Genomic DNA, 24,650 nt, shown 5'->3' with positions numbered 1-24,650 from the left:
TTATTGTGTTGATGCTATATCCGCCGTACGGCTCAGCCAGAGAACATCGTAAAGCGGCCGCCGTCGGTCGATACCGGCGACGAATGAAGCGGATTCTGTAGAGAGCTACTCGCTGCACCGGCCTTGTCCCAAGTCGCGCACTTCTCGATAATTTGCCCCGACGTCGCGTTCTCGATCATGTTGCCGGTCAACTTGATATACGAGCCGTTCGCCCCGATCCAGATTTCGTCGGCCGACAGAACCATTTTCTTCCCCGCCGTAATTCTCATATCCTGCGAAGCGGCGAAACTCATCGAGCCGTTCTGTGCCTGAAAATCCACCGGGCCAGTCGCCGCATAGATTTTGACGCCGAGCTTTTCCGCAAACAGGCTGATCTGCTCCAGTACGCTGGCGAGCAACGCGCGACCGGCCGACAGGTTGATGTCTTCACCAGCAACCACGTTGGCCTGCTTGTTTGCCGTGATGTGTGCCGAACCTTGCGTCGAGGCGGCGACGCCTTCCGGACTCGAAAGCAGCAGGATCGGCTTCGCAAAGCCACTCGCATTGCCCGTGCCGCCGCCCGCCGTACGTCCACCGTTGCCAGTGGTACCCGCCACGGTGTGGCGCGTCGCATCGGTGAACGATTTCAGTGCCTCGCGGCCGTCTTGCTGACTTTGTGCGCGGTTGGTCTGGCTCGCTTTCGATGTCGTTTCCAGCGTCGCTTCCGCGCGGGCAAGTTGCTCCGATGCCGCCGTTGCGCTCATCGGCTGCGTGGACGCCGGGTGGGTTGACACATACAGCCCCTGTTCGGCACGCACTGCGCCGTAGCCCAGCGACTTGAGGTCGAAACCGTAGCCGATGAACGCGCCCCGCGTGTTGCCCGAATGCTGAATGAGGTAGCCGAGGTGCAAGTGCGAGCTGTAGCTCGTCGAGTACAAGTGCACGCGGTTTTGCCCGGTGGCGTCGTCCATCATGAGCTGGTTGTAGCCTTCGCCACCGTATTCGCGCGACAGCAACCCCGAAGTCAACCCGTGCGTATGCCATTCGGGCATGCTTTTCCCACCGTGCATTCGGGACAAAATCACCGGGCGATCGCAGTCGCCATTGATGAAGCCGACCAAGACTTCGTCGTCCTTGCGCAGCGGAAACATTCCGCCGCGTTTATAGCCCGCATCCGGCATCGCAGCGCGTATCCATGCCGACACGTTCTGGTCACCCTCATTAAGCCGATCGGACGTTAGCCGGACTTTTGCGCGCAGCATGTCGTCTGTATAGATCTCCTCGTTCTCCGGTCCGCCGACGATACCGGTCTGAAGCTGCATGACAGGTTTCTTGTGTTCAAACGGACTGCGAAACGCGACGCGCCGTCGTTGCGCTTCGATCTCCACGTGGAAAAAGCCGACGCCTCCATCCTGATGGCGCACGGAAGAACCCGCACCGCTCGCACGCGCGTACTCGACTTCCGCGCGCAGACTCCTGCGGAATCGCTGAAGATTCTCGATACCCGGCACGTTGTTCTGAATAAGCCAGTTCACCGAAAGAATCGCCATTTCGCGATCCTCGACCGACTGCGTATCGTGTACCGGATGTCCGGTCAGCACGCCGTAGCGCCCCGGCCATGCGCTGCGCAACGCGCCCACACCGTAGAAGCGCTGCGCGCGCGAGCGCCACTCTTCAGTGATGAAGTTCGCCTGGCGTTCGCCCGTGTCCCGGTCCGACCACGTATATGCGCCGGTGTATTCGTATTGCTCGCCCAACCCCGGAACCTCGTCAAGATCGAGCGCGGGCATGGTCACGTGCTTGGGCAGGTCCGGACGCTTGTAATCGAAGGTGCCCGTATCGAGTTCGGCAGACTGGAGTTCCTGGGAATCGACCCACTCGCAGATGCCGTCGAATTCCTCGTCCCGTACCGAGCGGCTGAACGCAATGGTCTTGTTTCTCAATTCCGGAACCGCGAACAGATCGTCCATCACGACGACCTTGTGCGATTTGCCATCCTCGGCCACCTCGAAACGCGGAAACACGCCGAGTTCCTCGAACGTTCGATGGACGTAGTTCCAATCGGATTCCCATTGCATCCGGTAGGAATATGAACGCAGGCCTCGGCTCAGTTGCCACGTAAAGTTACCGGCTGCCTGTGGGTATTTCCCAAGCACATCCGACACAGTTTGCTGTGCAGGCGTCTCGATCCAGTCGCGTCGATCGCTTCCGAGTCGGAGCAGCGCGAGAAACGAGTTGAAGCGGAGCTGATAGTAGGCGTTGCCACCGTCCGCACCCAAGCGACTGAACGCCGTCACATAGCCGTGAATCGGCATTTCGCTGCCGTCGGTCTGCCGAATCCACAGAGTCACGGATTGCCGAATCAGCCCCTTGGCATGAATTGTTTCAAGCCGGGGAGAAATCGCGTCGATTGTGAATTCGAAATCGCGCCCAAGGCACGCTCGCCCGCGAACATACAGCGGGACCAACTAGTCCTCACCAAGTGGCGTATCAAGACGAACAATCCGTCCATATTGCACAAATTGAGAGCGCAGCGCCTCGTTCAGCAGATCGGAAACCATCGAGCGACCCCGTGCCATGTAGAAACACAAACGGCCGCCGGGCAGAGCCGGGCGGCGGATTAGCATTGCTTTTTGGGAGAAGGCCCTTGATTTCGGCCACTTCTCGGGCCTTCGGGCGTCGGCGCGGTTCGAACCGCCAAGCCGCGCGACGCCGCTATTCATCTTATCAAAGCGCGATTCTACGTCGCCAGGCACCGATGGTGTCAACGTCCGGTGTCTTGCCGTCGGTTCGCCTCGCCCCCGTACCGGGCGCCCTGCGGCACACCGACCAGCGTGCCGGTTACAGCGGGATCGGGCTGCGAGGCCGGCACTGCCGCTGTTTTGGTCGTGAAGTGGTTGAGCCTGCCCGGCAGGCGACCTACGGCCGACGCAGCTGACAAAACGAGCCGACAACTGTCGGCTCAATCTCTTTGACTTTGCTTACTCGGCCGCTACACGGCGAACATTGACGAGACGCGTATGCGATCTGCCACACCTCGACGCTCTGTTTCTGTTGCCCGCATTCTTCGCCGGTAGGTACAGTCCTCGTCCAATCATCGATACCGAATTCGGACACTCGCATGTCATGCCGCTCCGCTTCGTGACGCCCCGCAGCTTCCCCGCTCAGTTCTGCGTGAGCGGATTGAGCGTCGTACACAGAAATCCCGTGCAGTTGCTTGCGCTGAAATAGAACGACGCCGGCGTGCCGAACGCCAGATCGCCAAGATACGCGTTGCCCTGCGCGCCCATCGTGTTCGACTGATCGATGAACCCGGCGCCGGTCGACTGGACCGCGGTCGACCGATATGCAAACACCGGCGACTGCGTTCGGTCCTTCACGTACACCCACGCGCTATCGCTGCCGAACATCATCGCGCCCTTCGCACGATAGCCTTTCGCCCCTTCTTGGTTCGCCTGCGCAATGAAATCGGCGACGGTCGACGTCGGTGTCAGCGCATCGTAGGTATAGGTCGCGGCGGACGCGTTGTTCTTCATATACAGGTTCGCCTGCTGCGAGCCGATCATCATCGGCCCGACAAACCAGTAGCCTGACTGACCCTGGTCGTTCGCCTGCGCGATAAACGCGGCGGTGCCGGTCGGCGGATTGACAGCCGCATACGTGTACGTCGCCGACGAGCCGCCGTCCTTCCGATAAAGTTCGCCGTACGTGAGCGGCCCTTCATAGCGGTAGCCGCTCGCGCCTTGCGCATTCGCCTGTGCGACGAACGCGGCGACATCGGCGGGCGGTGATTGCAGCTGATACGTGTACGTCTGCGCGGCGCCGTCGTTCACGAAAATCGAACGCGTCGCGGCATCGGCCGCGTAGTACGCATCGCTCAGATAGCGATACCCTTTCGCGCCCTCGCCGTTCACGAGTGTCAGGAAACTCGCGGCATCCGATGCCGTCGGCAATGCCTCGTAACGCAGCGTCACCGCGCCGCCGCCAGACCCGCCCGTCCCGCCGCTTCCTCCGCCCGTTCCCCCGCTCGTACCGCCGCCGTTGCCCGTACCACCGCCCGTGCCACCACTGTTCCCGCTGCCCGAACCCGAGCCGGCCGGCGCGGCCGCTGAAGGACCGTCATCGCCGCCGCATGCGGCGAGCACGACACAGGTGAGCGCGATCAATGCGAAAGCTTTCATCGAAATTCCCCCGACTGGGCAAGCGCGCACGGCGCCTGCGCGCGCGTACGCGTGTGACGAACGCAACGTAGACCGGCGAACACGCCGCCGGCCGGCGCGACATCAGTTGACCTGCAGCTGACCGCCGCGGCCGAGGCCGCCCTTGACGTCCTGCGCCTTGTAGCTGCGCAGCGCGACGACCATCTTGTTCCATGCGTCGATGAATGCGACGACGGTCGCCTTGCCTTCCGGCGTCGACGAGAAGCCGGCCAGGCCGCCGCCCACACCGCCGCCGAGGCCGCCGAGCGCCGCGCCGTAATTGGTCGCCGTCGAGCTGCCTTCGGCTGCCGCGATCTGCACCGCAGAGCGGACGTCGAACAGCGTCAGCGTCACGACCGACGCCTTCGTCTGCAGATGGCCGGCCACCGCCGCCACCGCACTGTTGCCGATCAGCCCGCCGATCATGCTGCCGATGCCGCCGATCGGCGAATCGCTGATCACGATCTGCGGCTCCATGTAGTAGTCGGCGGCGACGCGCTGCCCCTTCTGCTGTTTCGAGCCGGCGCGGTATTCGCCCGAGTTGCGCTGCAGCTGCGTGATCCGCGACAGGCGCGCGTCGGTCTTCTGATTGCCGAGCGACGTGATGACGAAGCAGTTCGACTGCTGGACGGCGAGTCGCAGCAGCGGATCGATGCTCGTCACCTTGGTCGCGCTGCCGAACGGACCCCACCAGTCGGCATTGCGGCCGTCGTCGACGGCGATCGTGCCGAGCGGCGTCGTGCAGCGCTGCAGTTGCGTATCGGCGCCGGCACTCGTGCCGCCCGCCGCGGCACCGGTCACGCCGGCGTTCTGCCCGCCGGGCGTCACCATGCCGCCGCAGCCGGCGACGGACGCACAAAGCGCTGCCACGAGCGCACCTTCAGTGAGACGTTGGGAAAGGATGGTCTTCATGTCGTTGTCGATCGATAGAGTCGTTGTTCGGCTTATGTGTCCGTGCGAACTTCGATAAGCCCCCCGGCATCGCGCGCGATGGTGGTCTCCCCGCCGCCGCTCCCGTTGCTCCGGTCCCCGTCAATAGCCGTACCAGTACGTCTGTCGCCAGACGCCGTAGTACGGATAGCCCGAGTACCAGTAGCCGTAATAGACGTCACGCCATTGCGTGCGCCATTTCCAGTCTTCCTCGTCGGCCTTCTTCTCGCTGCGCGCCATGTCGAGCAGCTTCTTCGATTCCTTGTCGCCTCGGGCAACCGCGATCGACAGCCACTTTTCCGCTTCGCGCGGATCGGAGCCCATTTCCTCGAGACCGAACAGATAGAAGCCGCCGAGCGCCTTCTGCGCATTGAGATCGCCGCGCTCGGCAGCGTCGCGCATCCATTTGAGCGCCTGATAGCTGTCCTGGCGCACACCGTCGCCGCGGAAATAACGCAGGCCGAGATCGTAGGCGGCCTTCGGTTGGGTTTTCGCAGCCTGCTTCAGCGAGGCGATGCGCGGATCCTCGCGCTCGTCGGGGTCGTCCTTCTTTTGATAGGAAACCTGATCTTTAGGCCGATCGGAACAGCCGGTGTCGTCGCAAATCCGTACCGTGCCGCTCGTCGCGGCCGGATTCTGCACGCACGCGACCAACAGCAACAGCAGCCCCGGTGCAAGTAAACGGCGATACATGAGTTCTTCCTTCGAGTTTTATTTGCGCCGCACTGCTTTGCGCTATCCCACCCCGTGAGCGCACACCCGGCCGCGTGCGACGACGGTCATCCGCCGGCGCCGACACGCACGTTCAGGGCTCTCTCAGGCTCCATCTTCGATCGTTGCGTCATGTCCGCCGCGGCGCCGGTTCGGTCGCGAACGGCTCAGCGGCAGCGCCGCGCCAAACATGACGCGACGGGACAATAGTGACGTGGTGGGCAATATTAACGAAGAAATATGGCATGTCAAGGTCATTTTCTTTTTATAGTTTGCATATCGCGTCACTTTTTAATGACGCCCATGACCTTATCCGATTCGATGGCAGGCGCGCGCTACTCGCGCAGCGCGTCCTGCGAGCCGCCGTCGCCTTCGACGGCCGCCACCGCCTGCGCGATCTCGTCGCGCAACGCGACCCACAGCGGCGAAAACGTCTGCAGTCCTTCGTCGCGCACGACCTGCTCGAGCGCCGTACACAGCTCGCCGAGCACACGCGGTCCCGATGCCGCGAATCCGCCGCCGAGCGAATGCAGTTCACGCGCGACCGTGTCGACGTCCATCGCGGGCAATGCGCGATCGATCGTCTCGAGCGACGCGAGCGTCACGCGCCGCATCGCCGTCTGCAACGCTTCCGGCATTGCGCATTGCGTGTCGTCGGAAACGAGAGCGTCATCGTACGCTTTCGCACCGGCACGCCGCGGCGCGGCTCTGCCGAGCGCCTGCGACAACGCGCCGAGCAACACCGGCTTGCGCAGCAACGCGCGCACGCCGGCGGCCGCACACCGCTGCTCATCGTCGGCGCCGACGTGCGCGCTCATCGCGATCAATGCAATATCGGCGTCGCGCGCGCGAATCGCGTCGGCTAGCGCCCAGCCGTCCATGTCGGGCAGGCCGAGATCGGTCAGCACGACGTCGAACCGACGTTGCGCGAGCGCGGCAAGCGCGTCCGCACCGTTTTCGACGAGCTGCGCGTCGACGCCCAGTTCGCGACACTGATCGGCAAGCAGCACGCGTGTCGCCGGATGGTCTTCGACGATCAGCATCCGCAACGAAGGATCGCAGGCGATCACGCGGCCTTCGTCGCGTGCATCGGCATCGTCGCGCGGTGCATCCTGCGCGATCGGCAGCGGAACGACGACGCTGAACGTGCTGCCGATGCCCGGTTCGCTGTCCACCGCGAGATCGCCGTCCATCGCGGCAACGAGCCGCCGGCACAGCGCGAGGCCGAGGCCCGTTCCGCCGTAGCGCCGATGAATCGAATCGTCGGCCTGCCGGTACAGTTCGAAGATCGCCGCCTGTGCGGCGTGCGGGATGCCGATGCCGGTGTCCGTCACGCGCACCGCCACTTCGTCGAGCCGGCCTTCGCGCACCGCATCGGCCGTCACGGCCACCCCGCCGGCGTCGGTGAACTTGATTGCGTTGCTCAACAGGTTCGTCACGATCTGCCGGATCCGGACCGGATCGCCGATGCGGTAGCGCGCCAGCGTCGTCGCGACGTCGCACGTCAGGCTCAGCTGCTTGGCGGCGGCAAGCGGCCGGAACGACTCGGTCACGTCGTGCAGCAGCGCGGCGCAGTCGAACGGCACCGCATCGATGCGCAACTGGCCGGCCTCGACGCGCGACAGATCGAGCACGTCGTTCAACACGTGCAGCAGCGACGACGATGCGGAATGCGCGGTCGCGAGCCGTTTGCGCTGCACGTCGGGCAACGTGTCGCGGCTCATCAGTTCGAGATTGCCGATAACCGCATTCAGCGGCGTACGGATCTCGTGACTCATCGTCGCGAGAAACACCGACTTCGCGCGATTCGCCTGATCGGCCGCGCGTCGCGCCGCGTCGAGCGATTGCTCCGTCAGCTTGCGCGCGGTGATGTCGACGACCGTGCCGAGCAATGCGTCGGCACCCCGATATTTGACGCGCGTTACGTTGACGAGCAGATGCGTATCGCCGGTGGGGCCGGCCGCGCCTTCGAGCGCGATTTCGCGCGACAGCGACGCGCCGTGCGAATCGCGGAACGCGCGCCACAGCCGCACGGACAGCGGCTCGCGCGGCGTCGCCCGCTCGTAACGGTCCATCGTCTCGTTGCACAACAACACCGCGCCGTTCGCCGCGTCGATCAGCGCGAGTCCGACAGGTGCGGTGCGGATCAAGGTCCGGCTCAGTTGCTCGCTGTCTTTCAGACGCATCGCGCGCGCGTGCGACGGCACGAGGATGCGCCGGTTCAGCAGCAGCAATCCGCCCACCAGGAGCGCGAGGCCGAGCGCGGTCGCCAGCGCGATCGATGCGAGGCGCGGCCCGAGATCGGCGAGCACGGCGCGCGCCGCTACGATGTCGACGAGCGCCCAGTCGGTGCCGGGAATACGATCGCGCATGAGCCAGTCGTGTCCGAACCGATGCGCGTCGATGCCGCGTGCGGGCTTTGCGAATGCGGCAAGCGACTCGATCGCCCGCGTCGCGTCGATCCCGCTCGCATGCGCCGACTGCAGCAGCACGTGGCGCTGCGCATCGACGATCGCGAGCATGCGCCCGGCGCGACCGTCGCCGAGCGCGCGCTGCAGGTTCGATACACGCGTCGCGTAGACGACGAGCGCAACCGGCGCGTTGCGGCTGTCGAACACCCAGCTTGCGACGCGTACCATCGGCTCGGACGTCACAGGGTCCGGACGCGGCGGCAGCCAGATCGCGCCATCCCGCACGCGCTCCGGATGCGCGTCGCCGTCGCGTACCTCGTTCATTGCGTCCGGCCACGTCTGCGACAGCGCCTGGACAACATCGAGCGAATCGCGCGGCGACGACTGCGCATCCGTGCGTGTCCTCATCAGCAGCGCGGCGAATCGGCCGTCGCGGCCGACGATGTAGACGTGATCGGGTCCGGCCGTGGTCTGGTGGCGCCATACGCCGTCGCCGAGCAATCGCTCGCTCAGCGCGAGCAGCGCCAGGTGGCGCGATCCTGCATCGTGCGCGATCTGACCGACGTAGGACAGGCGCGGATCGCGCACGTCGCGAAACGATGCGCGCTCGCGCGATGCAAACAGCGCGGCCAGTTCGGCCGACGGCCGCGCCGCGTCGTCCCACGCGCCGTCGCCGACGCTGGCGAAGCGCTTCACGAGCGTCGCGCTCTCCGACATTTCGAGCAGCAGTCGGCTTCTATCGATGAGGAAGCGCGCACGCATGGCCGCCTGGTAATCGCTGACCTCGATCCACGCGACGGCCGCCGCGCTCGCGACGATGAAGACGCCGAGCACCGCGCCGCCCGCGATCAGCAGCGTGCGCTGATAGACACGCATCCATCCCGGATCGAACTCGCGCCGGCGCCGCGCGCGCCGCCGCTGCATCAGCCATCGCGCGATTGCGCGCATGCCGTACGCGCTCAGACCGCGGGCCCGGAATCGTCCGGCTCGCCGGCCATCGGCAAGCCGTCGGCGCGGATCAGCTCGGCGTCGCTCGTGACACCGAGCTTGCGCATCGCGGCGAGTTTCTGCGCGCTGATCGTCTTTTTGCTGCGATGGAGTTTTTCCGCGATTTCGGTCACCTTGTAGCCCTCGCGAAACAGGCGGACGATCTCGGTCTCGCGCTTCGACAACGTCGCGCCGGCGGCGGATTCGGTCCGCTCGAGCAGCGATGCAATCGTCGGCGACAGATAGCGCCCGCCCGAATGGGCCGCGTGAATCGCGGCGATCAGATGCGACATCGGATCCGACTTGCTGACGATGCTGTTCACGCCGAGTTCCTGCAGCGCGCGGAACACGGCCGGCGAATTGAGCATCGTCACGGTCACGTAACGCAGAGTCGGGAAGCGGCGGCTCAGATACGACAGCAGCGTCTGACCGTCGCCGTATTTGCCGCTCGGCATCACGTAGTCGAGCACCAGCACGTCGCACGCGTGTGCGTCGAGCATGTCGACCAACGACGTCGTATCGCTCGTGACAGCCACGATCTCGATCGTCGGCATCGCGCTCAGCGCCGCTTTCATGCCGTGCACCGACACCGGATGGTCGTCCGCGATAACGACTCGCACCGAAAATTCGTTCATTGAATACTCGCGTCGGCAGGCGGCATCGCGCGATGCATCGCTCAGTCTTTCATTTTCCAAACAGGAGCGAATTGTATCTCAAAATAACACGGGGATTTTAAGCCGGTTGGGCGGCCGGCATGTCGGCGATTTAGCGAAGGTTTGCCTTTAATCGACCTGCTTTTGCCGTCATTGACGCCCCGACTGGCGACGGCATCATTCGACACTGCCCGACGAGCACAGGTCGGCATCACGGAATGCGTATTGTCAGGCGTTTCTCCGCTGCGCTATGATACGCGCCGACCCGTCGGTGAAACGTTTGCGTCGCACTGCGTTCGCGACGGGCTCGACAGCGGAACACGGGCTCGTCCCGCGGTTCCGCAAAAAGTTGCGCCGTTCGAACACGAGGCGAGACGGCGCTTGAAGGCATCCGTTCTTGGCACGAGGAAGATGCACTTCAATACATGGAGCGCGGCGCGATGGTGCGAAGCATCCAGAACAGACAATCCGCCCGATGCGGGACTGCGCGGCTTCATTGATGACCGTGCAGCGCGCATACCGCGCGGACGCCATTGCGCCGTGTACTCCGTTCGACCCGCATCACGCGGGTTTTTCTTTTTGGCGCAGGCCGAATCGCGCGGCCGACGCGGATTAACGCCTCCCCAATCGCAAACAAACGAACGATCGAAAAGCCAGCTTTCGATCGTTGCCGGCGCAGCGCAGGGGAACCGCACCCGCGCGCCGGCATGTCGCGCGATGCCGATGCCGATGCCGATGCCGAAACCGACACCCGCATCGACACACCGCGCCGCAATGCCCTCAGCCCCCGCCCGCCTCGCCCGCGCGCTCGACCTCACGCGATCCGTCGTGCCCGTGCTCCTGCCCGCGCACGCGCGCGAGCACCGGCGCAAGCGCGCGCCCTGTGTGGCTCGCCGCCACCTCGACGAGCGCCTCCGGCGGCGCAGCCGCGACGATCGTGCCGCCGCCGACGCCGCCTTCCGGGCCGAGATCGATGATCCAGTCCGCCTCGGCGATCACGTCGAGATCGTGCTCGATCACGACGACGCTATGCCCGCCGTCGACGAGCCGATGCAGCACGCGAATCAGCTTCGCGACGTCGGCCATGTGCAGGCCGACTGTCGGCTCGTCCAGGACGTACAGCGTATGCGGCGCCTTCTGGCCGCGCCGCGCGACGTCGTCGCGCACCTTGCTGAGCTCGGTCACGAGCTTGATCCGCTGCGCCTCGCCGCCGGACAGCGTCGGCGACGGCTGACCGAGCGTCAAATAGCCGAGCCCGACGTCCTTCATCAGCTGCAGCGGATGCGCGATCGTCGTGATCGACGCGAAGAACTCGACTGCCTCGTCGATTTCCATCGTCAGCACCTCGCCGATGTTCCGGCCGCGCCACGTGACGGCGAGCGTCTCGGGATTGAAGCGCTGCCCGTGACACACGTCGCACGGCACTTTCACGTCCGGCAGAAAGCTCATCCCGATCGTGCGCACGCCCTGCCCTTCGCATGCCGGACAGCGGCCGTCGCCCGTGTTGAACGAGAACCGCGACGCGGTATAGCCGCGCGCACGCGCTTCGAGCGTGTCGGCGAACAGCCGGCGAATCGCGTCCCACACGCCGATATACGTAGCGGGACAGGACCGCGGCGTCTTGCCGATCGGCGTCTGGTCGACTTCGAGCACGCGGTCGATATGCTGCCAGCCGTCGATCGACTCGCAACCCTGCCAGACGTGCGCGACGTTCAGCGCGGGCCGCGGCGCACTGCGCGCGAGCACGCTCGAGCGGCGGTTCGCGGCCGGCGCGTCCTGCGCGGCGCTCTTGCGCGCGCGCCGCACGGCCGGCGACGACAGCACCGAGCGGCCCACCGCGTCGAGCAGGTTCGTCATCAGCACGTCGCGCGCGAGCGTCGACTTGCCCGACCCGCTGACACCCGTCACCGCGACGAGCCGCGCGAGCGGAATGCCGACCGTCACGTCGCGCAGGTTGTGCAGGTTCGCGCGATGCACGGTCAGCCAATGCTCGGGCACCGCCTCGGCGTTCCTGCGGCCCGGCGCGACGACGCGGCGACGCGGCTGCAGCGGATGGACCATCGGCTGCGCGAGCAGGCGCCCCGTCAGCGACGACGACTGCGCGGCCAGATCGGCGACCTTGCCCTGCGCGACGAGCGTGCCGCCGCGCTTGCCGGCGCCGGGCCCGATGTCGATGATGTGATCGGCGCGCCGGATCGTGTCCTCGTCGTGCTCGACGACGACGAGCGTATTGCCCTTGTCGCCGAGCTGACGCAGCGCATTCAGCAGGATCTGGTTGTCGCGCGGATGCAGGCCGATCGTCGGCTCGTCGAGCACGTAGCACACGCCCTGCAGATTGCTGCCGAGCTGCGCGGCGAGCCGGATGCGCTGCGCTTCGCCGCCCGACAGGCTCGGCGCCGCGCGATCGAGGCTCAGATAGCCGAGCCCGACCTCCTCGAGAAACGCGAGCCGGCTGCCGATCTCGCTGACGATGTCGCGCGCGATCTGCGCGTCGCGGCCGACGAGCCGCAGCCCGTCGATCCAGCGGCGCGTATCGGACACCGTCCACTGCGCGACCTCGACGATCGGATGCCCGTCGAACGTGACCGCGCGCGCGGTGGGATTCAGCCGCGTGCCGCCGCAATCGGCACACGGCTCGTCGCCGACGCCTTCCGGTTCCTGCTCGTCCGACGGCAGCGTCTGCTCGCGGCCGCGGCGGTCCTCCGCGAATACCGTGTCGTCGTACGCGGCGCGCTGTTCGCGCGTGAGCGCGAGCCCGGTGCCGACGCAGGTCGTGCACCAGCCGTGCTTGCTGTTGTACGAGAACAGCCGCGGGTCGAGCTCCGGGTAGCTCGTGCCGCACACCGGGCACGCGCGCTTGACCGACAGCACCTTGACGTCGCCGACCCGCGCGGTGGAATGACCGTTGGCGATCGCGTGATGCAGATCGTCGAGCGGCGCGAGCAGATGCATCACACCCTTGCCGATCTCGAGCGTCTCGTCGAGACGCTGCCGCAGTTCGGCCTCGTCGTCCGGCGACACGACGAGATCGGCGACGGGCAGCTCGATCGTGTGTTCGCGGAAGCGATCGAGCTTCGGCCACGGATCGACCGGCACGAACTCGCCGTCGACGCGCAGATGCGTGTGACCGCGCGCCTTCGCCCATTTCGCGAGATCGGTATACAGCCCCTTGCGGTTCACGACGAGCGGCGCAAGCAGCCCGACGTGCTGGCCGCGATGCTCACGCAGCAACTGCGCGGCGATCGATTCGACCGACTGCGACGCGACCGGCGTACCGTCGTGCACGCAGTGCTGCAGGCCGAGCTTCACGTACAGCAGCCGCAGGAAGTGCCACACCTCGGACGTGGTCGCGACCGTGCTCTTGCGGCCGCCGCGCGACAGCCGCTGCTCGATTGCGACGGTCGGCGGAATGCCGTACACCGCGTCGACTTCGGGGCGGCCGGCCGGCTGCACGATCGAGCGCGCATACGCGTTCAGCGACTCGAGATAACGGCGCTGCCCTTCGTGGAATAGGATGTCGAACGCGAGCGTCGACTTGCCCGACCCCGACACGCCGGTGATCACGTTGAACTTGCCGTGCGGAATGTCGACGTCGAGCGCCTTCAGGTTGTGCTCCCGCGCGTTCACGATGCGCACGACGTCCTCGCCTTCGATCGCGCGCCGCGCACGTGCCGCGTTGAGCGCGGCCTGCAGCGGCACGCCTTCGTCGGCCGGCTCGGCGGCCGACGCATCCATCGCGCGCTCGTAATCGCGCAGCGCCGCGCCGGTATGCGAACCGGCACACGCCTTCACGTCGTCCGGCGTGCCCGCGCACAGCACGAGGCCGCCGCCGTCGCCGCCCTCCGGACCGAGGTCGATCAGCCAGTCGGCCGCACGGATCACGTCGAGGTTGTGCTCGATCACGATCAGCGAATGGCCGGCCGCGAGCAGCTTGCCGAACGCCTGCATCAGCTTCGCGATGTCGTCGAAGTGCAGGCCGGTGGTCGGCTCGTCGAACATGAAGAGCCGCGATCGCGCGATGCGCGCCTCCTGCGTGACCACGCGCCGCCCGTTGCCGGCCGCGGCCGATTCGGCGAGAAAGCCCGCGAGCTTGAGCCGCTGCGCTTCGCCGCCCGACAGCGTCGGCACCGGCTGGCCGAGCTTCACGTATTCGAGGCCGACGTCGACGATCGGCTGCAGCACGCGCAGCACGTCCGCGTCGCCCGCGAAGAACGCGGCCGCCTCGCTGACCGTCAGGTCGAGCACGTCGGCGATGTTCAGCGCGCGGCCGTCGCGGGCGATCCGCACTTCGAGCACTTCGGCGCGATAGCGCCGGCCGTCGCAGTCCGGGCAGCGCAGATAGACGTCGCTCAGAAACTGCATCTCGACGTGCTCGAAGCCCGAGCCGCCGCAGGTCGGGCAGCGCCCGTCGCCCGAGTTGAAGCTGAACGTGCCGGCGCCGTAGCCGCGCTGCAGCGCGAGCGGCGCTTTCGCGAACAGCTTGCGGATCTCGTCGAACGCGCCGACGTAGCTCGCCGGGTTCGAGCGTGTCGTCTTGCCGATCGGCGACTGATCGACGAACACGACGTCGCCGATCTGCTCGGCGCCGGACAGCGCACGGTATGCGCCCGGCGATTCGGTCGGGCGCCCGAGCTGACGCGCGAGCGCCGGATACAGCACGTCCTGGATCAGCGTCGACTTGCCGGACCCCGATACGCCCGTCACGCAGACCAGCCGCTGCAGCGGAATCTCGACCGTGACGTCGCGCAGGTTGTGCTCGCGCGCGCCTTCGAGCACGATGCGCGGCGTCTGCGCGTCGACCGGCCGGCGCGCCCAATGCGACGCATGCGCGACCTGCCGGCGGCCGCCGAGATACTCGCCCGTCAGCGTGGCTGCGCCGCGCACGTCGGCCGGCGTGCCGTCGTAGACGATCGTGCCGCCGCGCTCGCCCGGGCCGGGGCCCATGTCGATCAGCCGGTCGGCCGCGAGCATCACGGACGGATCGTGTTCGACGACGACCAGCGTGTTGCCGGCATCGCGCAGCCGCTGCATCGCCTCGACGATCCGGTTCAGGTCGCGCGGATGCAGCCCGATGCTCGGCTCGTCGAGCACGAACAGCGTCTTGGTCAGCGACGTGCCGAGCGCGGTCGTCAGGTTGATGCGCTGCACCTCGCCGCCGGACAGCGTGCGGCTTTGCCGGTCGAGCGTCAGATAGCCGAGCCCGACGTCGCACAGATACTTGAGCCGCGTACGCACCTCGGCCAGCAGCAGCTTCAGCGCGTCGTCGAGCAACGCGCTCGGCAGCGTGAGCGTGTCGAAGAAGCGGCGGATCCGATCGATCGGCAGCAGCATCAGGTCGTGCACGGTGAGCCCCGGCAGCGCCTCGAGCTGCGCGCGGCTCCAGTCGACGCCGTGCGGCATGAAGCGATCGGCCGGCGCGAGCACCGCGTCGGCATTCTCCTTCGAGCCGAGCCGCCACAGCAGCGATTCGGTCTTCAGCCGCGCGCCGCCGCAGGTTTCGCACGGCGTGTAGCTGCGGTACTTCGACAGCAGCACGCGGATGTGCATCTTGTACGCCTTCGACTCCAGATAGCCGAAGAAGCGCCGCACGCCGTACCACTGGCTCTGCCAGCTGCCGGTCCAGTCGGGCGAGCCGTCGATCACCCAGTCCTGCTCGGCCGGCGTGAGCTCGGCCCACGGCACGTCGCGCCGGATGCCGGCCTTCGCCGCGTAGCGCATCAGGTCGTCCTGGCATTCCTTCCATGCGGGCGTCTGCATCGGCTTGATGGCGCCGCCGCGCAGCGTCTTGCGCGCATCGGGAATCACGAGGCCGAGATCGACGCCGATCACGCGGCCGAAGCCGCGGCACGTCTCGCATGCGCCGTAGGCGGAGTTGAACGAGAACAGCGCGGCCTGCGGCTCCGCATAGCGCAGATCGCTTTCCGGATCGTGCAGCCCGGTCGAAAAGCGCCAGACCTCCGGTTCCGGCGCGACCGCGCCGTCGGCTTCCGGCGCCTGCGCGAGCACGTAGACGTTCACGCGCCCGCCGCCGCGCTTCAGCGACGCCTCGATCGCCTCGACCGCGCGCGCCTTCTCGACCTGATGCAGCCGGAAGCGGTCGGCCACCACGTCGAGCACCTTGCGCGGGCCCGTCGGCGACGCGACCTCGCGCTGCGCCTGCACGCGCGTATAGCCGCTGGCCGACAGCCACTGCTCGACTTCCTCGTCGGTCACGCTATCGGGCAGTTCGACCGGGAACGTGATCGCGAGCCGCGGATCGTGCTCGGCCGTGCGCGCGAGCAGATCCGCATGGATCGTCTCGGGCGTGTCGTGCCGCACCGGTCGCGCGGTCTTGCGGTCGAACAGCTCGGCCGCGCGCGCATACAGCAGCTTCAGGTGATCGTTGAGCTCGGTCATCGTGCCGACGGTCGAGCGCGAACTGCGGACCGGGTTCGTCTGGTCGATCGCGATCGCGGGCGGCACGCCGTCGACGCGGTCGACCTGCGGCCGGTCCATCCGGTCGAGAAACTGCCGCGCATACGCGCTGAACGTTTCGACATAGCGCCGCTGCCCCTCGGCATACAGCGTGTCGAACACGAGGCTCGACTTGCCCGAGCCCGACGGGCCCGTGACGACCGTCATCTCGCCCGTGCGCAGGTCGAGATCGAGATTCTTCAGGTTGTGCTGGCGTGCGCCGCGAATGCGGATCAGGTGGCTCGATGACAATGGATTACCCGTCGGAAAGAGTTGGCCGGCGTGCGCGGCGCCGGACGGCGGCGCACGCTCGCGGCCGCGCGCGTGACGCGGCGCACGGCTCAATGTCGACGGATACTATACTGTATATTCATACAGTTTTCCAAGACGCCCGCATTCATGGCGGCCTTCACGGCCGCCGTCACGGCTGCCCCGCGCCGCCCGACGCGCCGTAGATCTGACCGGTCACGTAGCTCGCCTGCGCCGACGCGAGCTCGACGTAGATCGACGCGATCTCGGCCGGCTGTCCCGGCCGGCCCATCGGCACCTGCTCGCCGAACTTCTCGACGTTCTGCTCGGTCTGCCCGCCGCTCACCTGCAGCGGCGTCCAGAACGGCCCGGGCGCGACGCCGTTCACGCGTATCCCGCGCTCGATCATCTGCTTGGCCAGCCCCTTCGTGAAATTCGCGATCGCGGCCTTCGTCATCGCGTAGTCGAGCAGGTTCGCGGACGGATCGTACGCGTTCACCGACGTCGTATTGATGATCGCCGCGCCGGCCGGCATCCGCGGGATCGCCGCGCGCGTGATCCAGAACATCGCGTACAGGTTCGTGCGCAGCGTCCAGTCGAACTGCTCGGTGCTGATGTCGAGGATCGACGGGTGGCTCTGCTGGCGCGCCGCATTGTTCACGAGGATGTCGAGCCCGCCGAGCGCGGTGGCGGCCTGCTCGACGAGCCGGTTGCACGCGGCCTCGCTGCGGATGTCGACCGGCAGCGGCACCGCCGTGCGCCCCGCACTGCGGATCAGCTGCACGACTTCGCGTGCATCGGGCTCCTCGTCCGGCAGGTAGACGATCGCGACGTCCGCGCCTTCGCGCGCGAACGCGATCGCGACGGCGCGGCCGATGCCCGAGTCGCCGCCCGTGATCAGCGCCTTGCGGCCCGCCAGCCGGCCGCTGCCGCGATAGCTGCGCTCGCCGTGATCGGGGCGCGGCGTCATGCGGCCTGCGAGCCCCGGCCACGGCTGATGCTGGGCCGGAAACGGCGCGTGCGGATACAGCGGGCGCGGGTCGCGCGGCGCGGTATCGCCGGCGGACGGGGCGCCCGTCTGCGCGACGGCGGGCATCGCGACGCCGGCCACGAGCCCTGCGGTCGTGCCCTGCATCCATTTGCGCCGCGATGCGGAAATTTCATCGGATGACATGATCGAGACTCCATCGACCGCCCGGCGGGAACGGCCGTGTCGACAGCGCCCGCGGCACGCGCGCGACGCCTGGTGAGAATTCGGTTATCGACCGGGGGACGCCGGTCGGGCGCGTGCGCCCTACAGCGGCCGCGGCCGGTCGCCGGCGTCGTCGGGCCCGTCGTGCTCCTCGGGCCACGGCTTGTCGTTCGCCGGGTCGCGCACCTCGGTCTCGCGCGGATCGTCGGGCGCGACCTTGCCGACGTCGGCGTCCGGAATTTCGTCGAGCTCGCCGCCGCCCGGCGCATGGCCGGGCGGGCGGCCCGCCTCCGGACGGTGCCGCGGCTCGGCCGGCTGCAAAGGCTGTTCGTCCTGCGTGCCGGGGCGCGTGCCGCGCGTGTCGCGTTCCTGTTGCTGTTTCGATTGCGTCATGGTTCTTTCCGGTAGATGCGGCTGCAACGGTACGCCGCCGCCGGAGCGGCGGCGGCCTGCAGCGTGGCCGCAAGCAAGCGCCATTCCGACGCGCGTGCGACGGTGGCGTGCGACCATGCGGCGAATTGGCGGGAATCCGCGGCGACCGGCCCGCCGTGCACGCCGCCGCACGCGCCGCGGCTTGTCCGTCCGCTACACACGATGCAGAATTTACAAGCGCCGCACGCACGAGGGCCGACTCGCGCGCGGCGCGGCCGCCCCGTCCCGCGCGGCCAGGCGGTCGTCCGGGCGGACGCCGGGGCGCGGCACGCACATTGCTACGCCCGGCTACCGCATTGCGGCATCGTCAGACTGCCGTGGTTTGGGGCAACGACAGGAAACGACTCGTCCGGTGTCGTGCGCGCATCGCCTGCCGGCGGCGCGCGCAACGACCGCGAGGACGAGCATGGCCATGCGGCAGCGCGCGCGGTACCACGGCGACCACCGTGCGCAACGCTTCACGGCAACCCGTAGCGAGACACAACAATGGTTTCTCCGCTGGAACCGGCGCCGAGCGGCGCCGACCATTTCGTCCAGTTCTACGATTCCGTCGAGCAATTGCTGCCGGAGGTCGTCGCATTCGCGGGCGAAGCGCTGCGCAGCGGCGGCAGCGCGATCGTGATCGTGCGCGCCGACCGCCTCGCCGACGTCGTCGAGCGGCTCGGCGCGCTGGTCGCGGCGATCGGCGAGCCGGCACGCCGGCGCGTGTTCGTGTCGGACGCGGAAGCGCTGCTCGCGCGCTTCATGAACGGCGACATGCCCGATCGCGACCGTTTTCAGCGCTCGGTCGGCGCGATCGTCGAAGCCGCGATCGCCGCGGGCCGGCCGGTGCATGCGTTCGGCGAAATGGTCGCCGTGCTCTGCGCGCGCGGCCAGCCGGACGCCGCGCTGCGGCTCGAGGCGCTCTGGAACGAGCTGATCGAGCGGCACCGCTTCTCGCTCTATTGCGGCTATCCGCACGATGCGTTTCCGGGCGCCGAGCAATCGACGCTGTTTCGCCACGTCTGCGCGCTGCATCGGCGCGTGCTGCCGGCCGCGTCGCTGCGCAACGACGAGCGCGAGCTGCATTTGACGCTCGCGCTGTCGCAGCAGCGCTCGCGCGCACTCGGCGCCGAGATCCGCCGCCGCGAGGACGCCGAGCGCCAGCGCAACGGCGTGCTGATGCACGCGCCGCTGCCGATCGCGCTGCTCGCCGGCCCCGAACACCGCATCGTGATCGCGAACCACCGGTTTTCCGCGATGTGCGGACGCACCGACATCGTCGGCCGGCCGCTCGCCGCCGTGATGCCCGGCGCGGACTCGCCGGCCGTCACGCGCGCGCTCGACGATGCGCGCGCGCACGGCGTGTCGACGACGATCGGCGAACATCGCGACCGCGCGACGCCTGAGGGCGCGCGCGTCTATCGGCTGCACTTCAACCCGCAGCCGCAGGCAGACGGCATCGGCGTGATCGTCAGCGCGGTCGAAGTGACCGAGCACGTCGCCGCGCGCGAGAAGCTGCAGGCGGCCAACGCGGAGCGAGACCGGCTGCTCGCCGAGCTGCGCGACGCCAATCACGCGAAGGACCAGTTCCTCGCCGTGCTCGGCCACGAACTGCGCAATCCGCTGACGCCGATCTCGCTCGCGCTCGAGCTCGTGCGCAGCCGCGAAGGGCACGCGACGCCGAACGAGATCGCGATCATCCAGCGGCAGCTCGATCACATGGTGCGGCTGATCGACGATCTGCTCGACGTGTCGCGCATCACGCGCGGCAAGATCGAGCTGAAGAAGGAAGCCGTGCGGCTCGGCGACATCGTCGACCGCGCGGTCGAAGTCGCGAGCCCGCTGCTCGAACAGCGCCGCCATCGGCTGCACGTCGACATCGACGCGGACGTCCGCTGTCACGGCGATCCGGTGCGGCTGTCGCAGGTCGTCGCGAACCTGCTGACCAACGCGGCGAAGTACACGGCGCCGGGCGGCGACATCGGGCTGCACGTCGCGCGCGGCGACGGCGACACGATCGTCATCGAAGTGCGCGACAGCGGCGCGGGCATTCCGCCGGACCGGCTCGACAGCATCTTCGAACCGTTTTTCCGGCTCGGCGGCGAGCCGGGGCGCATGGACGGCGGCCTCGGCATCGGCCTCGCGCTCGTGAAGAGCTTCGTGATGCTGCATGGCGGGACCGTCCGCGCCGACAGTGCGGGCCCCGGTCTCGGCAGCACGTTCACGGTGACGCTGCCCGAATATCGGCCGCCTGCAGTCGAGGCCGACGCGCGCGAACTCGAACATCCGCCCGTCGCGGTGCCGGTCGGCACGCGCCGCCGCGTGCTGCTCGTCGACGACAACGAGGACGCGGCGGCGACGCTCGCGCAGTGGCTGCGCGACGCGGGGCACGACGTCGCGGTCGTGCACGACCCGCTGTCCGCGCTCGGCGCGTTCCGCTCGCACGAGCCCGACGTCGCGATCCTCGATATCGGGCTGCCGGTCATGGACGGCTACGAACTGATCCGGCGGCTGAAAGCGATCGAGACCGACAAGCCCTGCACGTTCCTCGCGCTGACCGGCTACGGCCGGATCGCCGATCGCGAACGCTGCCTCGAAGCGGGGTTCCGCCATCATCTCGTGAAGCCGGTCGATCCGGCCACGCTGCATCGCGCGATGGACGACAGCGACCCCGTGCATGCGCCGCCGCTGGCGCCCGTGGCATCCGTCGCATCCGTGGCGCCCGTGCCGGCCGCGTCGCCCGTTCCGCCGCTGCCGCAGGTCGACGGGCAGCCGGAACTGTGAGCGCGTAGCGGCCGCGTTGCCGGTGCGTACCGTGTGCGGCGCCTGCGGCACGCGCGATGCTCGTCCATCGTGACGGCCGATTCCGCGGCCGCGATCATCACGGAGGACGATCATGACCGGCACCCCGACCCCGCCGCAGGAACACGACGATACCGGCCGCCCGGCCGAACCGCCCGCGCCCGAGCGCAACGACGATCTGCCCGAACTGCCGGATCCGACGGAAGTCGGCGAAGACGGCTAGCGTCGCCGCACGGCGCTCGCGGCACGGCGCCTGTCTGCACGGCGCGCTCGCGCGGCGCCTGTTGCACGGCGCCTCTCCCTCACCCCTTGTTGCCGGGCTCGCGCGTGCGCTCGCCGTACGTGTCGTTGCCGCAATGCGGACACTTCGGAATCCGCTCGCCCTCGCGCACGTGCGTCGAGCGATGGCACTTCTCGCAGCGGAAGTCGCCCGTCTTCTCCGCTTTCTCGCCTGCATGAGCCGTCATCTCGAATCTCCATGACGACGCGCGCACGCGCGCCGGCCGCACGCCGACGCGCTGTGGCCGTCGTCGTTCAGGTGCGCCGCCGGTCGTGCGCGAGCTCGTCGGACAGCGCGCTGTCGTCCTCCTGCAGCGGCTCGCCGGGAATCCGGCGTTGCGCCGACTGCTCGAGCGGCGGCTCGGTCGCGGCCGTCGCGCCGCCCTCCGCGTCGAGCTGCCGCTCCGCCATCAGCCAGTACGCTTCCGCGTTGCCGTCCGGCGAGCCGGCGTCCTGCCAGAGACGGTACGCGCGTTCCCTGATCTGCGCTTCCCTCTCGCCGTTCTTCACGTTCTGCCGATCGTCCATCATCTTCTCCCGATGATCGATGCGTTTGCTGCCCGTGCGCCGGGCCTTGCGCGGGGCCGCCATCAGCGCTCCGGCCGCGACGGCGACGAGACGGCACCGAGCGTCGACGACATGCCGCCGTCGGCCGAGGTCGCGAGATCGCCGAGCGCGACGATGCCGACCAGCCGCTTCTCGCGGTCGACCACCGGCACGCGACGGATCTGCGCGTCCTCCATCTTCTTCTGGACCTCCGCGATGTCGTCGTCCTCGTAGCACCAGTTCGCGGGTCCGCTGACGACGCCCTCGATCGACTCGTCGGGCGGCACGCCCATCGACACCGCGCGCACGACGATGTCGCGGTCCGTCAGCATCCCGATCAGCCGCGTTCCGTCGCACACCGGCAGCGCGCCGACGTTCAGGTCGTCCATCAGCTTCGCCGCATCGCGCAGCGTCTGCGTCGGCCCGATCGTCGCGGCGTCGCGCGTCATTACATCAGCTACTTTCGTCATGGTTCACTCCTTCCAAACCGGAAAACCGCAAAGCGCGGTGCGGCGAACGAGCATCGGGCGTTCCGCGCGCAGATTCGCGCACCGGCGCGCATCAGTTCTCCGCCGAACAGCGGATCGATTTCAGGCCGGCGGGGCCCGCCATGCCCGTGAGCCGGTGCACCATCGCGTCGTTGTCGGGCGTTTCGCGCCATTGCACGACGAAGGTTTCCTCGCGCAGCGACTGCGTCGCCGCTTCGTGAAACGCGCGCACGCGGCATTTGAAGCCAGCCTCGCGCATCAGCGCGAGCAGGCGGTCGCGGCTCGTCGACGCGATCTCGTATTCGACCGTCACGAGCGCGGTGCGCGTGCGCCGCAGCCGCTGCTCGACGTGCCGCAGCGGCCATATGACGACCAGCCCGACCGCGAGCCCGAGCGCGCCCAGCTGCAATTGCCCGCCGCCGATGCAAAGCCCGATCACCGTGACGAACCACAGCGTCGCGGCCGTCGTCACGCCGGTGACGAGCCCGTCGCGATGCAGGATCGCGCCGCCGCCGATAAAGCCCATGCCGGTCAGGATCCCGAGCGGGAGCCGCATCAGATCGAGCTGCGCGAAGCTTTGCGGCGTCTTGCCGCTCTGCCCGAGCAGCGCGTTCACCTGCAGCATCGCCAGGCACGCGGCGGCGCAGACGAGCATCGCCGTGCGCAGGCCGGCCGTCTTGCCGGCCTCGCTGCGGTCGAAGCCGACCAGCGCGCCGGCGACCAGCGACAGTGCGACGCGGGCGAGGATGTCGCCCCATTGAAGAACGATCGGCATCGTGTCCATGTGCGCGCTCCGCACGCCGACGCGCGATCGGCACGCCGTCGCGCGCACGCGGCAGCGCACAGCGCGCGCGGGATGCCGGCCGACGACGTCGGCGCTTGCCCGCACCGCGGGGATCGCGGTGGATGCGACCGATCAGCAAGTTCCGTCCCCGCTACATCGCCACGCGCGCGCGCCGTCGTCCGACAAATGCGTCGCCGATCGCGATTGCCTCTCCGCGCGCGTCGTGCGGCCGTTCGTGCACGTGTAGAACCTGTCCGCGCGATTGTAGAAAGGTGTCGGCGGTGTGCGACGTCCGTGGGGCGTGTCTGCGCGCCCGCTGCTTGGCCGCTGCAATGCGCGTCGCCTCTGCATGCGGCGCCGTGCGGCGCGCGGCCAGGTGCTGCGGGTACGGCCGATGCGCGATCGCACGCCATCGCGCCCGCCTGCGGCGCTTCCGAACCGCTTCCGTCATGGCCGTGATCCCGTTTGCCGCGTCGATGCAGAAGAGCGCCGCCGATACGCCGCCGCTCGCGCGCCCGCTGCGCTCGATCGTCGTGTTCCGCGCACTGCGGCTCGGCGACATGCTGTGTGCCGTCCCCGCCCTGCGCGCGCTGCGCGACGCGCAGCCGGCGGCCGCGATCCGCCTCGTCACGCTGCAGGCGGCCGCGCAGTGGATGGGCCGCTACGATCGCTACGTCGACGACATCGCGGTTTTTCCCGGCGATGCGCGGCTGCCGGAGAGCACGATCGACGAAGCGGCACGCGCGGACTTCGATGCGACGCTTGCGCGCTGGCAGCCCGATCTCGCGATCCAGATGCATGGCGACGGCCGCGTGACGAACGCGATCGTCGGCCGGTTCGGCGCGCGGGCCGTCGCCGGCTTCACGCGCACCGATGCCGTGCCCGCGACGCGCGCGTGGTTGCCGTATCCGGACTGCGGCCCCGAGCCGCTGCGCCTGCTGCGGCTCGTACGCGCACTCGGCGCAGCGACGCCGTCGACCGACGCGCCGCACCTCGAATTTCCGCTGACGCCGGCCGACCACGCGGAGCTGCGCGACAGCGGGCTCCTCGCACGGCTCGGCGACCGGCCGCTGCTCTGCGTGCATCCGGGTGCGAGCGCCGCGCACAAGCGCTGGCCTCCCGACGCGTTCGCGCACGTCGCGCGCCATCTCGCCGCCTGTCACAGGCTGACGATCGTGCTGACCGGGTCCGCGGCCGAGCAGCCGCTCGCGCGTCATGTCGCCGCGCTTACCGGCGGCGACACGATCGACGCGACCTGCGGGCTGTCGATCGGCGCGATGGCCGCGCTGATCTCGCGTGCCCGGCTCCTGCTCTGCAACGACACCGGCGTGTCGCATCTCGCGGCCGCGCTGCGCGTGCCGAGCGTCGTCGTATTCGGCCGCGCGGACCCCGAACGCTGGGCCCCGCTCGACCGCGACCGCCACGTGTGCGTGCGCGACCCCGACGCGACGCGCGTGAACGACGTGCTCGAAGCGGGCTGCATGCTGCTGTCGCGCGATACGCGCGCGCAGGCGGCGGCCGCGCTGTCGCCGCCGCGCGGCGACGTGTCCGCGCGCTAGCGCCGCGTGTCCGA

15 protein-coding genes and 1 pseudogene are annotated in these 24,650 nt (G+C 68.2%); 3 read left to right on the top strand and 13 right to left on the bottom strand.

Translation table 11 applies throughout. The features are described 5' to 3' along the window. Positions 1 to 32: 32 nt before the first annotated feature. From NP80_RS02000 to NP80_RS01960, 9 genes and pseudogenes are all read right to left on the bottom strand, one after another. A pseudogene (locus tag NP80_RS02000) lies at positions 33 to 2,540 on the bottom strand (type VI secretion system Vgr family protein). Positions 2,541 to 3,143: 603 nt separating this feature from the next. Continuing rightward, the gene (locus NP80_RS01995) at positions 3,144 to 4,160 is read right to left on the bottom strand and encodes a hypothetical protein (RefSeq protein WP_006410445.1); all 1,017 of its coding nucleotides are present in this window, start codon (positions 4,158 to 4,160) and stop codon (positions 3,144 to 3,146) included. Between the two features lie 102 nt (positions 4,161 to 4,262). Further along, entirely contained in the window at positions 4,263 to 5,090 is an 828-nt protein-coding gene (locus NP80_RS01990; protein ID WP_035947127.1) for a hypothetical protein, read from the bottom strand. A 120-nt stretch (positions 5,091 to 5,210) separates the two neighbouring features. Then, positions 5,211 to 5,801, bottom strand: coding sequence for a tetratricopeptide repeat protein (locus tag NP80_RS01985; RefSeq protein WP_006399024.1), 591 nt, complete (start codon positions 5,799 to 5,801; stop codon positions 5,211 to 5,213). Positions 5,802 to 6,154: 353 nt separating this feature from the next. Further along, positions 6,155 to 9,178 (bottom strand): hybrid sensor histidine kinase/response regulator, encoded by a 3,024-nt coding sequence (locus tag NP80_RS01980; protein WP_006410438.1) that lies wholly within the window; start codon positions 9,176 to 9,178, stop codon positions 6,155 to 6,157. Positions 9,179 to 9,189: 11 nt separating this feature from the next. Continuing rightward, positions 9,190 to 9,852: a response regulator gene (locus NP80_RS01975; RefSeq protein ID WP_006399022.1), complete on the bottom strand. Its 663-nt coding sequence runs from the start codon at positions 9,850 to 9,852 to the stop codon at positions 9,190 to 9,192. 798 nt (positions 9,853 to 10,650) lie between these two features. Then, positions 10,651 to 16,575 (bottom strand): excinuclease ABC subunit UvrA, encoded by a 5,925-nt coding sequence (gene uvrA / locus NP80_RS01970; RefSeq protein WP_045592911.1) that lies wholly within the window; start codon positions 16,573 to 16,575, stop codon positions 10,651 to 10,653. 169 nt (positions 16,576 to 16,744) lie between these two features. Continuing rightward, complete coding sequence (locus NP80_RS01965) at positions 16,745 to 17,746, bottom strand: SDR family oxidoreductase (protein WP_006409545.1); 1,002 nt, start codon at positions 17,744 to 17,746, stop codon at positions 16,745 to 16,747. 120 nt (positions 17,747 to 17,866) lie between these two features. After that, positions 17,867 to 18,157 carry a hypothetical protein gene (locus NP80_RS01960; protein WP_006409544.1) on the bottom strand — a complete coding sequence of 97 codons (291 nt, stop codon included), beginning with the start codon at positions 18,155 to 18,157 and terminating at the stop codon, positions 17,867 to 17,869. 525 nt (positions 18,158 to 18,682) lie between these two features. Between NP80_RS01960 and NP80_RS01955 the strand changes: the two genes are divergently transcribed. Both NP80_RS01955 and NP80_RS31840 read left to right on the top strand, forming a co-directional pair. After that, positions 18,683 to 20,962, top strand: a complete 2,280-nt coding sequence (locus NP80_RS01955; protein WP_006409527.1) for a hybrid sensor histidine kinase/response regulator — start codon at positions 18,683 to 18,685, stop codon at positions 20,960 to 20,962. A 112-nt stretch (positions 20,963 to 21,074) separates the two neighbouring features. Next, entirely contained in the window at positions 21,075 to 21,203 is a 129-nt protein-coding gene (locus NP80_RS31840) for a hypothetical protein (protein ID WP_006405170.1), read from the top strand. 79 nt (positions 21,204 to 21,282) lie between these two features. Here NP80_RS31840 and NP80_RS01950 read toward each other — a convergent pair whose 3' ends face one another. The 4 genes from NP80_RS01950 to NP80_RS01935 form a co-directional block, all read right to left on the bottom strand. Beyond that, positions 21,283 to 21,447, bottom strand: a complete 165-nt coding sequence (locus tag NP80_RS01950; RefSeq protein ID WP_006399013.1) for a zinc ribbon-containing protein — start codon at positions 21,445 to 21,447, stop codon at positions 21,283 to 21,285. A gap of 67 nt (positions 21,448 to 21,514) precedes the next feature. After that, entirely contained in the window at positions 21,515 to 21,850 is a 336-nt protein-coding gene (locus NP80_RS01945) for a DUF2934 domain-containing protein (protein WP_006405168.1), read from the bottom strand. After that, entirely contained in the window at positions 21,850 to 22,275 is a 426-nt protein-coding gene (locus NP80_RS01940; RefSeq protein ID WP_006399011.1) for a CBS domain-containing protein, read from the bottom strand. The genes NP80_RS01945 and NP80_RS01940 overlap by 1 nt, the downstream gene beginning before the upstream one ends. A 91-nt stretch (positions 22,276 to 22,366) precedes the next feature. After that, positions 22,367 to 23,077, bottom strand: a complete 711-nt coding sequence (locus NP80_RS01935; RefSeq protein WP_006399010.1) for an MgtC/SapB family protein — start codon at positions 23,075 to 23,077, stop codon at positions 22,367 to 22,369. A 449-nt stretch (positions 23,078 to 23,526) separates the two neighbouring features. Here NP80_RS01935 and NP80_RS01925 point away from each other — a divergent pair, with 449 nt between their 5' ends. Further along, positions 23,527 to 24,636 (top strand): glycosyltransferase family 9 protein, encoded by a 1,110-nt coding sequence (locus NP80_RS01925; RefSeq protein ID WP_006409531.1) that lies wholly within the window; start codon positions 23,527 to 23,529, stop codon positions 24,634 to 24,636. Positions 24,637 to 24,650: the final 14 nt, after the last annotated feature.

This window comes from Burkholderia multivorans ATCC BAA-247, from assembly GCF_000959525.1.
GTDB classification, from domain to species: domain Bacteria; phylum Pseudomonadota; class Gammaproteobacteria; order Burkholderiales; family Burkholderiaceae; genus Burkholderia; species Burkholderia multivorans.
The sequence above is the reverse complement of the archived record's forward strand: the minus strand, read 5'-3'. Positions and strand labels throughout refer to the sequence as shown.

Coding starts and splice junctions, on each gene's coding strand:
- NP80_RS01995 (WP_006410445.1), bottom strand. CDS start 4,160: ATGAAAGCTTTCGCATTGATCGCGCTCACCTGTGTCGTGCTCGCCGCA.
- NP80_RS01990 (WP_035947127.1), bottom strand. CDS start 5,090: ATGAAGACCATCCTTTCCCAACGTCTCACTGAAGGTGCGCTCGTGGCA.
- NP80_RS01985 (WP_006399024.1), bottom strand. CDS start 5,801: ATGTATCGCCGTTTACTTGCACCGGGGCTGCTGTTGCTGTTGGTCGCG.
- NP80_RS01980 (WP_006410438.1), bottom strand. CDS start 9,178: ATGCGCGCAATCGCGCGATGGCTGATGCAGCGGCGGCGCGCGCGGCGC.
- NP80_RS01975 (WP_006399022.1), bottom strand. CDS start 9,852: ATGAACGAATTTTCGGTGCGAGTCGTTATCGCGGACGACCATCCGGTG.
- NP80_RS01965 (WP_006409545.1), bottom strand. CDS start 17,746: ATGTCATCCGATGAAATTTCCGCATCGCGGCGCAAATGGATGCAGGGC.
- NP80_RS01960 (WP_006409544.1), bottom strand. CDS start 18,157: ATGACGCAATCGAAACAGCAACAGGAACGCGACACGCGCGGCACGCGC.
- NP80_RS01955 (WP_006409527.1), top strand. CDS start 18,683: ATGGTTTCTCCGCTGGAACCGGCGCCGAGCGGCGCCGACCATTTCGTC.
- NP80_RS31840 (WP_006405170.1), top strand. CDS start 21,075: ATGACCGGCACCCCGACCCCGCCGCAGGAACACGACGATACCGGCCGC.
- NP80_RS01950 (WP_006399013.1), bottom strand. CDS start 21,447: ATGACGGCTCATGCAGGCGAGAAAGCGGAGAAGACGGGCGACTTCCGC.
- NP80_RS01945 (WP_006405168.1), bottom strand. CDS start 21,850: ATGGCGGCCCCGCGCAAGGCCCGGCGCACGGGCAGCAAACGCATCGAT.
- NP80_RS01940 (WP_006399011.1), bottom strand. CDS start 22,275: ATGACGAAAGTAGCTGATGTAATGACGCGCGACGCCGCGACGATCGGG.
- NP80_RS01935 (WP_006399010.1), bottom strand. CDS start 23,077: ATGGACACGATGCCGATCGTTCTTCAATGGGGCGACATCCTCGCCCGC.
- NP80_RS01925 (WP_006409531.1), top strand. CDS start 23,527: ATGGCCGTGATCCCGTTTGCCGCGTCGATGCAGAAGAGCGCCGCCGAT.